10 protein-coding genes are annotated in these 14,249 nt (G+C 41.5%); 7 read left to right on the forward strand and 3 right to left on the reverse strand.

Annotated features, from left to right (window positions below):
- Positions 1-135: 135 nt before the first annotated feature.
- The gene (locus M2444_RS26030; protein ID WP_094874571.1) at positions 136-2,397 is read left to right on the forward strand and encodes a helix-turn-helix domain-containing protein; all 2,262 of its coding nucleotides are present in this window, start codon (positions 136-138) and stop codon (positions 2,395-2,397) included.
- A gap of 93 nt (positions 2,398-2,490) precedes the next feature.
- Here the strand turns inward: M2444_RS26030 and M2444_RS26035 are convergent, their stop codons facing one another.
- From M2444_RS26035 to M2444_RS26045, 3 genes are read right to left on the reverse strand one after another with little or no spacing between them, the layout of a single operon-like run.
- Complete coding sequence (locus M2444_RS26035) at positions 2,491-4,104, reverse strand: extracellular solute-binding protein (protein WP_094878103.1); 1,614 nt, start codon at positions 4,102-4,104, stop codon at positions 2,491-2,493.
- 35 nt (positions 4,105-4,139) lie between these two features.
- Positions 4,140-5,048 (reverse strand): carbohydrate ABC transporter permease, encoded by a 909-nt coding sequence (locus M2444_RS26040; protein WP_094874569.1) that lies wholly within the window; start codon positions 5,046-5,048, stop codon positions 4,140-4,142.
- A gap of 16 nt (positions 5,049-5,064) precedes the next feature.
- Positions 5,065-6,012, reverse strand: a complete 948-nt coding sequence (locus M2444_RS26045; RefSeq protein ID WP_280788471.1) for an ABC transporter permease — start codon at positions 6,010-6,012, stop codon at positions 5,065-5,067.
- A 497-nt stretch (positions 6,013-6,509) separates the two neighbouring features.
- Between M2444_RS26045 and M2444_RS26050 the strand changes: the two genes are divergently transcribed.
- From M2444_RS26050 to M2444_RS26075, 6 genes are all read left to right on the forward strand, one after another.
- Complete coding sequence (locus M2444_RS26050) at positions 6,510-7,460, forward strand: ABC transporter permease (RefSeq protein WP_094870502.1); 951 nt, start codon at positions 6,510-6,512, stop codon at positions 7,458-7,460.
- 11 nt (positions 7,461-7,471) lie between these two features.
- Complete coding sequence (locus M2444_RS26055; protein ID WP_094870416.1) at positions 7,472-8,401, forward strand: carbohydrate ABC transporter permease; 930 nt, start codon at positions 7,472-7,474, stop codon at positions 8,399-8,401.
- Positions 8,402-8,493: 92 nt separating this feature from the next.
- Complete coding sequence (locus tag M2444_RS26060; RefSeq protein ID WP_280788386.1) at positions 8,494-9,990, forward strand: ABC transporter substrate-binding protein; 1,497 nt, start codon at positions 8,494-8,496, stop codon at positions 9,988-9,990.
- A 186-nt stretch (positions 9,991-10,176) separates the two neighbouring features.
- Positions 10,177-11,919 carry a sensor histidine kinase gene (locus M2444_RS26065; RefSeq protein ID WP_280788387.1) on the forward strand — a complete coding sequence of 581 codons (1,743 nt, stop codon included), beginning with the start codon at positions 10,177-10,179 and terminating at the stop codon, positions 11,917-11,919.
- A 2-nt stretch (positions 11,920-11,921) separates the two neighbouring features.
- Complete coding sequence (locus M2444_RS26070; protein ID WP_280788388.1) at positions 11,922-12,683, forward strand: response regulator transcription factor; 762 nt, start codon at positions 11,922-11,924, stop codon at positions 12,681-12,683.
- Positions 12,684-12,723: 40 nt separating this feature from the next.
- Positions 12,724-14,217 (forward strand): ABC transporter substrate-binding protein, encoded by a 1,494-nt coding sequence (locus tag M2444_RS26075; RefSeq protein ID WP_094870419.1) that lies wholly within the window; start codon positions 12,724-12,726, stop codon positions 14,215-14,217.
- The last annotated feature ends 32 nt before the right edge of the window (positions 14,218-14,249 follow it).

Here is a 14,249-nt window from a genome sequence, read left to right on the forward strand (position 1 = left end):
ATAAAAATAAATATCCGCTATAAACATCCTATTATGGAATATAAATAAGTATTCAAGCGCCGATCTATATCTTGCTGTATTCAAAGCTTGATAGAAACATCTCCATGTATACTCCATAAAAAGGGGGAAACCACTTTGAACTATAACTATTTCAAATCGAAATTGTTTCTGAAATTCACCGGTTCGTATCTACTTATCCTTCTTATTCCGCTTATATTTGTAATCGTTTTCATTTACCGAAATGCTACCGATAATTTACAAAAGGAGATTGAAAATGCTCACTTTAATCAGCTCACCCAAATTAAAACGGTAGTGGATGGACGCATGAATGATTTAAGAGATATGGCGTCACGGATGTCATACGACGCTCGTCTCGCTCATTATCGCATACTGGATCCTTATGAAAGTCGTGACGCGATAGCGGCACTAGATAGCTACAAATCTTCCAATTCCATTGTGGAGGATATATTTCTGTACTATCATCATGACCCTAATATTTATTCCAATCATGGCATGTATAGCCTGGATGTATTTCGTAGCTCCTATCAGTTTGGAAGCTGGAAGAATGATGAACTTGTGACTGCTTTAAACTCGTCCAAATTTCCATCCATTCGACTTACGAACATGCTGAATCAAAATTCACCACTCGAGCAATCTGTATTAACCTATATCCTGCCGATCATTCCCAACACCTCAGATCCATATGCTTCTGTCATGTACCTCATTAAAGAGAAAGAGTTGGCATATCTGATCGATTCCGTTCTCGGTAACTATCGAGGATTAACGTATATTTTTGATAATCATGGACGTGTTTTATCCTATAGTGGCCATGGAGATACAGTTAGCCAACAGGATATCCAACGGTTATCAGAGCTTCCACCCGGCATACATAATCTATCGATAAACAACGAAGATCATTCGGTTATTTCCGTCACATCGGATGTCAATGGCTGGTCATATGTGACTTTAATGGCGAGTAATCAATTTTTCAGTAGCGTGCTTAATGTTCGGAGCTTCATCATTATTTTATTCATTGTGATCGCCATTGTAGGAACGGCCATCGCTCTATTATTCGCTCGGATGCAATATCTTCCGATTGCTGAGCTCGTTCGCTTCACGAACAAAAAAACAGATACACCGGCCTCCGGAAATGAGCTCGAGTATATACGATCAACATTACAGCAGTATAGCTCCAAGGTTGATCTCCAAGAGCCCTATGCACGCAACCATGTTCTCTCCATGCTATTAAAGCATGGACATGCACAAATGATGACGCATGGAATATTCGATACCTTTCATCTGCACTTCGAGCAAAGTCATCATTTTGTCATGATGATGGGCTGGGATGACTTAGAACAGCAGCATCTTCAGGCGCGACAAGAAGTACATCGCAAGCTTGCGTATATTGAATTTCCAGCGCTTGCTGCACAAGTATACGGTGTAGAGCTCCCGCAATTGGATCAGCTCGCACTCATTGTGAGCTTACAGCTCGAAGATGATGAGGCACTCGCTGCACAAATCGTTCATATCGTGGATGCGATCCGTGAATATACATTAGGCATAATGGATATCCACCCGATGATCGGTGTAGGCAAATGTTATGAGAGCCCTCAGCAGCTTAATCAATCCTTTGTTGAGGCTTGCTCCGCCTTCGAATTACGTAAATCGACCGAGCATGGAACCACCGTGTATTTTGAAAAGCTATCCAGTGCCCATGATCAAACGGTGTTACTCCCTAGTAACGAGCTATTAAAGCTTGCACAAAGCTTGAAGCAGGGCAACTACGAAGTCGCCAATCAAATTATTCACACAGCCATCCATGGGCTTGATAATAAACAACGATCTACCCTGCTGATGCGATGCGTATTGTTCGACCTGCTGAATACCATGCTCAAAACTGCAGTTGAGCTAAAGATGGATAACATGATGCAGTCTGCTTCTCCCCATTTCATGAATGGTCCCGTCCATCTTATAGAGCAGAATTTCTACCGTTTAGCCACTCAGATTTGTACACAGGTAGAGCAGACGCATAAAAAAGAAGAACATTCACTTATGGATCATATCGTTGCTTTTATCGACCAGCACTATGTTGATCATTCACTTAGCCTTGAATCTGTTTCTGCTGCGTTTACGATTTCACCTTCCCATCTCAGTCGTTCATTCAAGGATAAGGTCGGCATCAACTTCGTCCAATATATTTGGCAAAAACGATTAGATAAGGTCAAGGAACAGCTCGTAATAACAAGTGATCCGTTAAAAGATATTATCCAGCGCGTCGGCTACCTCGACACACCAAACTTTATTCGAAAATTCAAAAAGGAAACCGGTTATACCCCGGGCCAGTATCGACAGATGAATAGTAATCATCCCAATACTGAGCCTAACGATACCGTATAATCCTTTCTCGGTTAGGGTTCATCATAACTTTCCGGTCATGCCTAGCATGACCGGAAAGTTTTTCAAAATATGAGAATGTATAAGCTTCACAAATTATTTGCTAGCAGCCCATGTATCGTATGCTTGTTGATACGTTGATTCGAGCTTCTCATACCCCATTTTTTTCATTTGAGCGATATATTTATCCCAATTGGTTAATGGCTCTGCGCCTGTAACGAATTTTGCTTCCATTTCCTTCACGTATTTATCCAAATCGGAACGGAGTGTTTTGATTTCCGTCTGTTGGTCTACCGTCAGGAATACCGATGGGAAGGGAGCCTTTGCAATAGGTGTAAGCTTTGTAGCTGTTTCTTTGTCAATCCAGTCATCAAAGCTAGTACGAAGACCTAAAACATAGCTGTTCTCATAGGAACCTGGTGTATTAATCCCGTAGTTTGGCGTGATTGTACCGCGGTATTCTTCACGATCCGTACCATCTGGAACTGGCAGCCATTCTTTCTCGCCTGTTGCTTTATCTTTGTATTTAAATAACGTACCTTCAGGTCCATATGCCCAGAAGGAATACCCTTCTTCGCTAAATTGGTAATCAATCCAGCGCATACTTGCTTCCGGGTTCGGGTTCGTGTTAGAAATCGCGAAACCGCCAATGGTGTTAATACCAGGATGCTTGCCGTATACAGGTGTTCCAGCAATATCACTAGATACAGGCTGCATCATCGGGTTATCTTCACTCGGTTCACCACCAAGCGTGAAGTATGGAAAATAATCGGAGAATAAGGCCACTTGATTGTTTTTCCCTTTTGCTTTCTTCTGCTCATCGGTTTGAGAGAATGTTTCATGATCCAGCAAATTCTCGTTCCATAAGCGATTCAAGAAGGTTAAATATTCTTTGTAGGCTGGTTCAGCTTGTGGAAAGTGTACTTTGTTCTCCTTATCTACGTAGATATCCTCGTTATACATCCCCCAGAATCCGAGGAAGAACATCCGTAAATCATCTAATTTCACAGAGGATAGAGGAACCTCATCGTCTTTACCGTTTCCGTTCGCATCTTCCTCTTTAACCTTCTTCAAATAGTTGTATAGCTCTTCTGTTGTCTGCGGTAATTTGTTCTCCATGCCGAACTTCTTCAAGAACTTCCCGTTATACCACATCGGTCCACGATACCATACCGCAGATGGCTGAATATTGCGTAGTGCATAGATATGTCCATCTGGTGTTGTCATTGATTTGCGAATATCCGGATTTGCATCGAGAATTTTTTTTAAATTAGGTGCGTAGCCCTCATCAATGTATTTTTCTAAAGGCAGCAACAATCCTTGACTTCCGTAGGTAACTTGATCCGATCCTTTTAGATCCGCCGCATAAAAAATATCGGGAAGCGTACCGCTTGCAAATACCAAATTCTTTTTCGTCTCAAAGCTGTCTTGTGGGGCGTTTTGAATCTTTAACTTAATATTCGTCATCTTCTCGTATTCCTGAATAACAGGCATCTTGTTCCAATCCTGACGCCCTACATCCGGTGCCATAATAGAAAGCTCAATCGGATCATCCACGATAGGAAAGCCCGTCTTATGAACCTCTGCGGCTGTGTCTGAGCTTTCTGTGCTTGCCGTCCCCTTATCGCCACTCGATCCACATGCAGTAAAAATAGAAATTGACATGGAAAGACATAACAACATGAGTCCAGTTTTACGATAATTCATCATACAAAAACCTCCCCTTTTTTACTTGTATCTTAAGATCAACCCTTAACAGAGCCAATCATGACACCTTGCACGAAATAACGTTGCAAGAATGGATAGACAGCAATAATCGGAAGCGTAGATACGATAATGACCCCATACTTCACAAGTGAAGCAATTTCTGCCTTGTTGTTCTGGGCTGCTGCAGCTGTCGCATCGATAATGCCACCTACTTGAGATTGCATTTCCTGAAGAACGAGAATCTGACGAAGCACAAGCTGTAATGGATATTTCGCATCATCATTCAGGTAGATCATGGCGCCGAAATAGCTGTTCCAATGCCCTACCCCGTAGAATAAGGCCATAACTGCGATAATTGGCATCGATAACGGGAGAACAATCCGCAGGAATAATCGAATATTCGTCGCGCCATCGATTTGAGCCGCATCTTGAAGCTCAGCTGGAATGGAGTTCGCGAAGAAGGTACGAGAGACGATAATATTCCAGATTGACGCTGCGCCAGGAATTACCAGTGCCCACATCGTGTTGACCATGCCTAGCCCTTTTACCAACATGTATGTAGGGACGAGACCGCCTCCAATGAACATCGTTACCATGAACATCCCCATGAAAAACCCACGGCCTACAAAGTCCTTACGACTGAGTGCATATGCCGCTGGCATCGTAACGACCAAGTTAATCGTTGTGCCTAGCAATGTATACAAAATCGTATTTCCATACCCCGTCCAAATCTTCGAGTTCTGAAATACAATCTCATACCCCTTAAAGGTAATTCCTTTTGGAAAGAGCCACATTTCACCGGAAGCAACCATCTTCGGATCACTGATGGATGCGCTAATAATATATAAGATGGGATATGCGACTAACAGCAATGCTATTGCCACATACGTATAGATGCAAATTAGGAATATTCGGTCTCGCTTAGATAGCTTTATACCTGATACCATAAATTCCAACCTCCTTCTACCATAGACTGTTCTCGCTCGTACGGCGGACAATCTGATTCACCGTAATGAGCAGGATGCAATTGACAATGGAGTTAAATAAACCAACAGCTGTTGAGAAGCTATATTGCGCATCGACAAGACCAGATCGATAGACAAAGGTTGAAATCACATCAGAGCTTGACATATTTAACGAATTTTGCAGAAGTAATATTTTCTCAAAACCTACACTTAACAAGCCACCCATATTCAGAATTAATAGAATGGTCATGGTCGGTATAAGCGCTGGTATATTGATGTAGCGAACACGTTGGAAGCGAGAGGCCCCGTCAATGATTGCCGCTTCATGTAAGCCTGGGTCTACACCCGAGAGTGCCGCCAAATAAATAATCGTCCCCCAACCCGCACTCTGCCACACGCCTGAGAATACATACATCGTCTTAAACCAACCAGGGCTTGTCAGAAACTGCGGTGCACTAAAGCCTAAACCTTCAATGGCATGAATAATCATACCGTTCGATGGAGACAAGAAGGTAATAATCATCCCCGCCATAACAACGACAGAAATGAAATGAGGTGCATACGTAACGGTCTGAACAAGTCGCTTGAAGAAGCCATCCTTCACTTCGTTAAACGCAAGCGCCAGAATAATTGGGATTGGGAATCCAATGGCTAATTCATACAAGCTAATACTGAGCGTGTTCCACAGCAAATCCCAGAAATAGTACGAGTTAAAAAATCGAATGAAATGATCAAAGCCTACCCATTCACTGCCAAAATAGCCCTTTGACGGAATGTAGTTCTTAAAAGCAATCTGAATCCCATACATCGGTCCATAGCTGAAAATGAGGAAGTAAAAGAATGCGGGTGCGATAAAAATGTAAAGCTCCCAATTCTGACAAATCTTCTTCCATGTCTCGTTTCTGCCCTTACGCTTTTCTTTCGGTGCTGAATTCACAGTTCGCATATGTACGCTTCCTGTTTCATGCATCGCGACATCCCCTCCTTATAGGTAATGATGAGAACATTCTGATCATCGAGTGAGCATCATTATCTATCGAATTGTTATCAATCGCATTAATGCTAGCGCTTACATTTACACTATATAGAATCGAGCGAATCGTAAATATGTCATTCTCGCTTATCAAGAATTTCGTGTTGTACTGCGGGATGATATACGTTTCACCGCTATGTTGATGTTCTAGAAATGTGTCATTCTTGCGCTTTTCGCTCATCATTCCGTTGTATTACAATGCCAAAGCTGCTCACAGAGGCAATGTGTATAAATCTCCATAGAACATGTTTTTTTTGCGCATTTAAAGGGAATTCATCCTAAATCTAACGTTTGTTGACTGAAGTATCATGTTTCTTAACTGGAAGCATCTCACTGTACTTTATAAAATTAATTCAGGGAAAGCGGTTACAAATGGCAGCATGTATGAAACACATGAAGGAGCGGATGATATGAGCACTAAACTTGAACGCAGCAAAATTAGAAAGCGCATACACTGGCGAAAGCAAGATTCCGAGTTAACCCTGCTCGCCTTGCCGACATTCATCTGGTATATCTTATTTTCTTTCTTACCGATGTTCGGTATGATTATTGCTTTTAAAAATTTCAAAATCAGCGGCAACTTTATTAGCAACGTAATAAATAGTTCATGGGTCGGCTTCAAAAACTTTGAATTCTTATTCAAATCAAATGATGCCTGGATCATTCTTCGTAACACGATAGGGTATAACATCATTTTCATTATTCTTGGCATCGTGTTACCGGTAATGTTCGCCATTATGATCAGCCTGCTGCATAGCCGCAAAGCAAGCAAGGTTTATCAGACCATGATGTTTCTGCCCTACTTTCTGTCATGGGTAGTTGTCTCTGCTGTAGGCTGGGCCTTCTTCAGCTTTGATAAAGGCATCCTCAATCAATTTCTTGTGGGTATTGGGCATGATGCAGTGAATTGGTATATGGAACCGCAATATTGGCCCTACATTCTTATCTTTTTAAACATCTGGAAGAGCATTGGTTATGGCATGATTATTTATCTGGCAACCATCACGGGAATCGACAGCACCTATTATGAGGCTGCAGTTATTGATGGAGCTTCAATCTGGCAGCAGACACGCTTCATTACCTTACCCATGCTAAAGCTGGTCATTGTCATGATGTTCATCCTGTCAGTAGGTCGTATTTTTTACACGGATTTCGGACTATTCTATCAGGTCACACGAGACTCCAATTCCCTCTTCAATGTGGCCACAACAGTTGATGTCCTAGTTTATAAACAGCTAAAGACCGCCACCGTAGGAATGGCATCCGCTGCCGCTTTCGTCCAATCGATGCTGGGCTGTATTACCATTCTAAGTGCTAACTGGATCGTTAAAAAAATCGATTCCGACAGTGCAATGATCTAGGAGGAGAGATTATGGCAAAGACACCCACCTATCAATCTGGTTTGGAGAAATTCAACCGCACAAGTAACGGCATCAATGCTTTGTTCACCCTAATTTTTATTCTGCTGGCCATTGCCTGTGTCGTGCCTGTGATCGTCGTGTTATCCATTTCGCTTACCGATGAATCCTATATTCGTGAAACAGGATACAGCATTTTTCCAACCGCTCTATCCGGAGATGCTTACTCTTATATCGCCAAGCAAGGAACGATGATTCTGCGGGCGCTAGGTGTATCCCTACTTGTAACTGTCGTAGGTACTGCACTTGGCGTGCTGCTCACCACAACAATGGGATATGTCATTTCACGCCCGGCTTACAAGCTCAAGAACTTTCTCACCTGGGTTGTATTCATCCCGATGGTATTTAACGGGGGGCTTGTCTCCAGTTACTTTATCAACACAAATTTCTTGGGACTCAAAAACAGCGTTTGGGCACTCATCCTGCCGCTCGCAGTATCCTCCTTTAACGTTATTATTTGTAAAACCTTTTTCAGGAGCACGATCCCTGATGGCTTAATCGAATCTGCTGAAATTGACGGGGCTAGTCAGTTTCGCACCTTCTTCTCAATCATTCTCCCGATCTCCTTGCCTGTACTAGCTACGATTGGACTGTTCCTCTGCTTCGGTTACTGGAACGACTGGTTTCAATCGATGCTGTATATCGATAATCAGAATCTCTATTCGCTACAAGCGTTACTTAACAGCTTAATGTCCAATGCCGATGCGCTCGCCCGAAACTCAATAAGCATGGGTATCAGCTTTGCTGAGCTGGTCGCAACAATGCCTAAAGAATCTGCCCGTATGGCTGTTGCTATTCTCATCGTGTTGCCTGTTGCCTGCGCGTATCCCTTCTTCCAGAGATACTTCATTACCGGCCTTACCATTGGCGCAGTCAAAGGCTAGTCCCGAAATAAGCCAAGCCAAGCTTGGTTTATGATATATAACCGTACTTTTACTGCGGTACTATTCATCATTCAACACTAGGAGGAGTTAAAGTGAAGAACACCCTAAAGTTCGCCTCAACATTGTGTATTCTCGCATTAATGCTGTCCCTGCTTGCTGCATGTGGCAGCTCAAAGCCAGCGGCGTCCACAGCAACCAATGAAAACGAGAGTGGCACAACTGCTACTGATGCACCAACCACCAAGGAAATTCCTACATTGGTATGGTGGCTGATCGGCGGACAGGTTCCTGAGAATTTTAGTAAAGCCGTTGAGCAAATGAACGAATACACCGCTGAGAAAATCGGTGTCAAAGTGGACATCAAAGTGGCCAGCTGGGGAGAATGGGATACAAAAATCAACACCATTGTGAATACGGGTGAACCCTTTGATATGATGTTTACCAACAACACAAAGTACAGTAAGCAGGTCGCTATGGGAGCGTTCGCGGACATTACGGATCTGGTACAAAGTGAGGCCCCTGAACTTTACAAGTCTATCCCTACCAAAGTATGGGATGGTGTGAAAATTGGCGGAAAATATTTCGCTGTACCGACGTATAAGGATTCTTCATTAACTCAATATTGGGTATTCGATGACAAGCTTGTACAAAAATATAATATCGATTACCAAAACATTAAAACGATGCAAGATTTAGACAAACCATTCCATGATATGAAAGCTGGTGAAGGCAAAAGCTTCTACCCGTTGCAGTTGATCCAAGGCGAAGGCTTCCCGGGCATTTTAAACAATTATGATGATATGACTTTAGGTTTCAATCCTATTGGAGTAAACGTTGAGGATGCTTCCAGGAAAGTCGTGTCCGTGTTTGAACAACCGGAAGTTATGACTAACTTAAAGCTGCTACATCAGTGGTATAAAGATGGTATTGTTAACCCGGATGCACCAACTAAAACTGAAGGCGACAAATACAGAGCATTCTTCTCCGCACAAGCCTTCCCTGGCGCAGAAGCTGGCTGGCAAATCACCGCAGGGATAGACAAATACGTCATGACTCAAATTTTTGGGCCTTTGTATACAACTAGTACAATTCAAGGCTCCATGAATGTAATCTCGGCAAATTCCAAATACAAAGTGGAAGCTATGAAATATTTGCAATTAGTGAATACAGATCCTAAATTAAGAAACATGCTTGCATTTGGTGAATTAGGCGTCGATTATATGAACATTGACGGAGAGAAATCCATTGAGCGGATCAGTGATACATGGCCTTTGGCAGCGTACTCCCAAGGTACCTTCTTCAATCTTGCGGTTACGAAGGGAGCTCCTCTAGATCAGTGGGAACAAGTAAAAAAACTGAACGAACAAGCGGCATCCTCTAGCGTATTGGGCTTCGCACTTGATATTGGTGAGTTGCAGACTGAGGTTGCTAACTGCCAAGCTGTATATGATAAATATAGATATGAACTGCTTACAGGCGCTTCTGATCCTGAGAAGGTAATTCCTAAATTGCTGTCTGAGCTGAAAAATGCAGGAATGGACAAAATCATGCAGGTTGCTCAAGAACAAATCAACAATTACTTTAAGTAAAGCTTATCGAACTCACATGGTATATCAGCGCTGATATACCATGTATTTTCCTTTCATACTTTAAAATTTATTTGAACTAAAGTTACGCTTCATATATATTTACAGTGAATTATATGCTCTCTCAACCACAGCAACGAGAGACTTTATTCCTCTATATTATGTGTCTGACCTTAGGGGGCATTACAAATGAGGTTTTGGAGGAGTTCTTTTTTTCACATTAAAATATATCGTAATAAATTTTGGGCATACCTGATCTTCATTGTAACCATCGGGTTAACACTGGGCACTATGACCAGCGCTATTCTTATTAATCAATGGATCGGAAACGCACGGATTGAAGCTGCGAATGCCTTTTCCCGTATTGAGAACAACTTTCAGAATGATGCCGACCGGATTGAAGCTTACATGCAAAGATTGTATTCCAATCAGGATCTGATGAAAGACGTCCGTTATTTTATGAGCCCTTCCGTAGAAGGGTATCTGACTAAAAGATTGAAGAATAGTCCTTATTCATCACAATCACTGCTCTCTTTTCCTGAGGATACTAAAACATATCTTTACAGCTGGGCCCAGGGAGATATTACTCAAATCAGCGTTCATACCAAGGACTACGGAAATGTTATCTATTTTAATAGTTTTGGTATTCCTAGCTTCCAGTTTGGCGTTCCAAATTCTGACGAAATCTTTGATGAAAGTATACAAAAGGGCTTCGTCTCTCGCAAAAAACTAAATCAAAGTGCTACAGAACCAGGGGAAATCCACTTCCAGATCAGTAGCAAGCGAATATTCAGTATCGTAAATAATTATCAACTCGGTAATGCGGCTATAATCAACCCCTCTACCGGGGAGATATTCAATATTGGTAATAATAAATCCATGACGGAAGAAATCACCCAACAAGCGGTTGCGAATAATAATAATCATGGCTTTATCGTATATAAAGGATATATTCCCATTTTCTATGTTACCTTTACATCTACCAAATACAATTATCGATTTATTAGTACAGTAGACTTGGCTGCACTAATAAGTCAGCATAGCACGGTGTTGCTCAATATATTTATGATCGTCTTTACCGCTATGATCTGTGTACTCCTGCTCGTAGTCTACAACCTTCGTGATGATTCGCGATTTCTGCACCGTATTATACAGTCAATCAAACGTGCGAAAACTGCTGACTTCACCCCAAATAAGCCTGCACGTTATCGTATGAATGAATATGGTATGATTGCCCGAGAAGTCGACGATATGATACACCAATTAGACAAATATATTCGAAATGAATACTTACTTAAGTTAAAACAGCAGGAAGCAGAAATGAAAGCGCTTCAACATCAAATCAACCCACATTTTCTTTATAATACCTTGGAGGTTATTCGATCTACTGCATTGGTTCATCAGAATGAGCCTACCGCAGATGCGATTGCAACCTTGGGAGCGTTGTATCGAGAAATTGTTAAGAAAGAAAATATTATTTCAATAGGCAGTGAACTAGAGCTGTTACGAAAATACCTGCAAATTATGGAGTTTAAATATCCTGAGCACTTTTTTTACCAAATTGATGTTGAAGATACTATTCTTGCTCTTTCTACTGTGAAGTTCTGGATGCAGCCCTTGGCAGAAAACTTCTTTGTCCATGGGTTTGATATAAATAAGGAATTTAATTTATTTATCGTGTCTGGTTGGGAAGATGAAGACTTCTATAGACTGGATTTCATTGACAATGGCGTACGAATTGATGAAGAACGGTTAACTGCCATCAGACAAATCCTCTCGAGTAATCATGACCATGCCACCAAAAGCATTGGATTATATAATGTCTATGCCCGGCTTAATTTTTTCTATCAAGACGATTTCTCGATTAGTATTGAAAACAACGATGAAGCTGGTGTCAAAATCTCTGTACAGATTTCTAAGAGAGGTGATTAGATTTGTACAAACTTTTGATTGTGGATGATGAACCTCAGATTTTGGAAGGTATGAAACGTATTCTGGATTGGGAGCATTACGGATTTAAACAAATAGAAACCAGTGATTCCACTGAAGATGCCGTATTTAAAGCTGTAGATTTAGTGCCTGATATCGCTATTATCGATGTGTGTATTGGCAAAAATCTAGGATATGATGCTATCCACAAGCTAAATGAAGTGAACCTTCCAACCAAATATATTATTATAAGCGGCTATAGTGACTTTCAATATGCCCAACAGGCCATTCGTTGCGGAGTAAAGGATTACCTATTAAAGCCTGTGGATCGAATCAAGCTGCAGGAGGTCATTGAAAAAATAATAATCGAAGATTTACATGGCACGATTAAAGATGTGAATGCTGACTCTATGAGTATTGATCCAGTACTGGGAATGCATTACGATGCCTTCTCAAAGCTGGTCAATCGTATATTAATTATGATTAAAACAGAATTTGCTCATAATATTTCATTAAAATCCGTCGCAGACCGGTTTCAAATGAACAGCACCTATCTGGGACAAATCTTCATTAAAGAAACAAGTATGAAGTTCTCAGAGTATTTAATGAGCTATCGCATGCATCGTGCACAGGAGCTCATCCAAACGACTAATGAGAAAATACACTGGATTGCCCTTTCTGTTGGTTATAACAACCTGAACTATTTTTATACACAATTTCAAAATCATTTTGGTACCTCTCCCTCAAGTTTACGGATGAAAAGTTAAGGCTGGATCTATATTGCAAAGTGATTTAGGGGGCCGTGTCATGAATAGATATAGCTGCTTCATCTGTGGCATTATTCTGCTGTTCATTACATTGTTAACTGGCTGCACCAAGCAGAATTTGAACGCTGCGAACTTTAATGCAGAACCCACTGTAAATCTGATTTATTATACAATCGGTGATCCTGATAAGGATCTTGCCCTTGTCAACAACAAAATTAACGAGATATTAATGAAGAAAATTGGAATTACCATAACTTACAATAAAATTGGTTGGCAGGAATATGATGATCGCATGAATACAATGATCTCCTCTGACAGCCCTTTTGATATTGCGTTTGCTCCTGATTATGCCAAATACGCAAATCGTGGAGTATGGCTTAAATTAGATGACTATTTCACGAATCTAGCCAAAGAAATGTACCTTGCGATTGACCCCATCTTTTGGAAAGGGGCCAAGATGGATGACGGGTTTATCTATGGTGTCCCCACTAACAAAGAATTGGCTGTGCGTGAGCATTGGATGTATCCTGATTCTTTGGTCAAAAAATATCACGTCGAAGTTAACCAATATAACACACTGGAATCGCTGGAACCTTTGCTTCGCATGATACAAAAAAATGAACCCGATTATTTACCCATGGAGCTTGATCGAGACTCACACAATTTTTTTGCTATGTACGGCTACGAATATATAGGGGACAACAGACTCCCATTAATGATCCAATCTCTGGATCCTACAGCTCCCGTTGTCAATATCTTCGAAACCCGTGAAGCCAAGCATATATTAGATACGCTAAGACGTTATTACCAATTAGGGTTCATTAATCAAGATGCCGCCTTAAGAGAACCAGGAAGTTTGAAACGTGGTCTTAAGGTATTTTGGGAATCTGGTAGTGGCGGTCCACTCTCTGAGAGCGTCTGGAGTGACGATCTGGGGTATAAAATTGTAACCAATCCAGTAACACCCGAGGTGGCAACTACGGAAGCCGTGCGCGGAGGGATGATGGTTGTGAATGCAAATACGAAGCATCCTGTGGAGAGCATCAAATTTCTAAACCTATTGAATACCGATCCTGAACTGCGTAACTTATTTCAATACGGCATTGAAGGCGTTCATTATACGCTGGATCAGAATGATCAGGTTATCCTAATTTCGACAAAAGACAGTCAAGGAAATCCGCTTCCTAAGGCGAACGGCGGCTACACTGGCATACAATACACTCAGGGAAACTGGTTTATCTTAAATACATTAGGTGGAAGCTACCCTGACCCATTAAACAAGTGGGAACAATTCCGCATCTACAACTCCCAGGTTGTGGAGTCCGAAGTACTGGGCTTTACTCCCGATCTGTCAGAGGTCGATGAACAAATTGACAACATTGAGATTGTCTGGCGCAAATATTATCCAAGTCTTATGACAGGCAGTGTCGATGTCGATACCATTCTCCCGAAATTCAACCATGAGCTGTATGAAGCAGGTATTGATAAAGTACGTAAGGAAATCCAAAAGCAATTAGATATTTGGAGGAAATAGAAAGTCACTGTAAAGAAAGACCCCCAAGAAAG

Origin of the sequence: Paenibacillus sp. PastF-3 (assembly GCF_029893135.1) — a bacterium.
Lineage (GTDB): Bacteria > Bacillota > Bacilli > Paenibacillales > Paenibacillaceae > Paenibacillus_AQ > Paenibacillus_AQ nitricinens.

Coding starts and splice junctions, on each gene's coding strand:
- M2444_RS26035 (WP_094878103.1), bottom strand. CDS start 4,104: ATGATGAATTATCGTAAAACTGGACTCATGTTGTTATGTCTTTCCATG.
- M2444_RS26050 (WP_094870502.1), top strand. CDS start 6,510: ATGAGCACTAAACTTGAACGCAGCAAAATTAGAAAGCGCATACACTGG.
- M2444_RS26045 (WP_280788471.1), bottom strand. CDS start 6,012: ATGCGAACTGTGAATTCAGCACCGAAAGAAAAGCGTAAGGGCAGAAAC.
- M2444_RS26040 (WP_094874569.1), bottom strand. CDS start 5,048: ATGGTATCAGGTATAAAGCTATCTAAGCGAGACCGAATATTCCTAATT.
- M2444_RS26055 (WP_094870416.1), top strand. CDS start 7,472: ATGGCAAAGACACCCACCTATCAATCTGGTTTGGAGAAATTCAACCGC.
- M2444_RS26065 (WP_280788387.1), top strand. CDS start 10,177: ATGAGGTTTTGGAGGAGTTCTTTTTTTCACATTAAAATATATCGTAAT.
- M2444_RS26075 (WP_094870419.1), top strand. CDS start 12,724: ATGAATAGATATAGCTGCTTCATCTGTGGCATTATTCTGCTGTTCATT.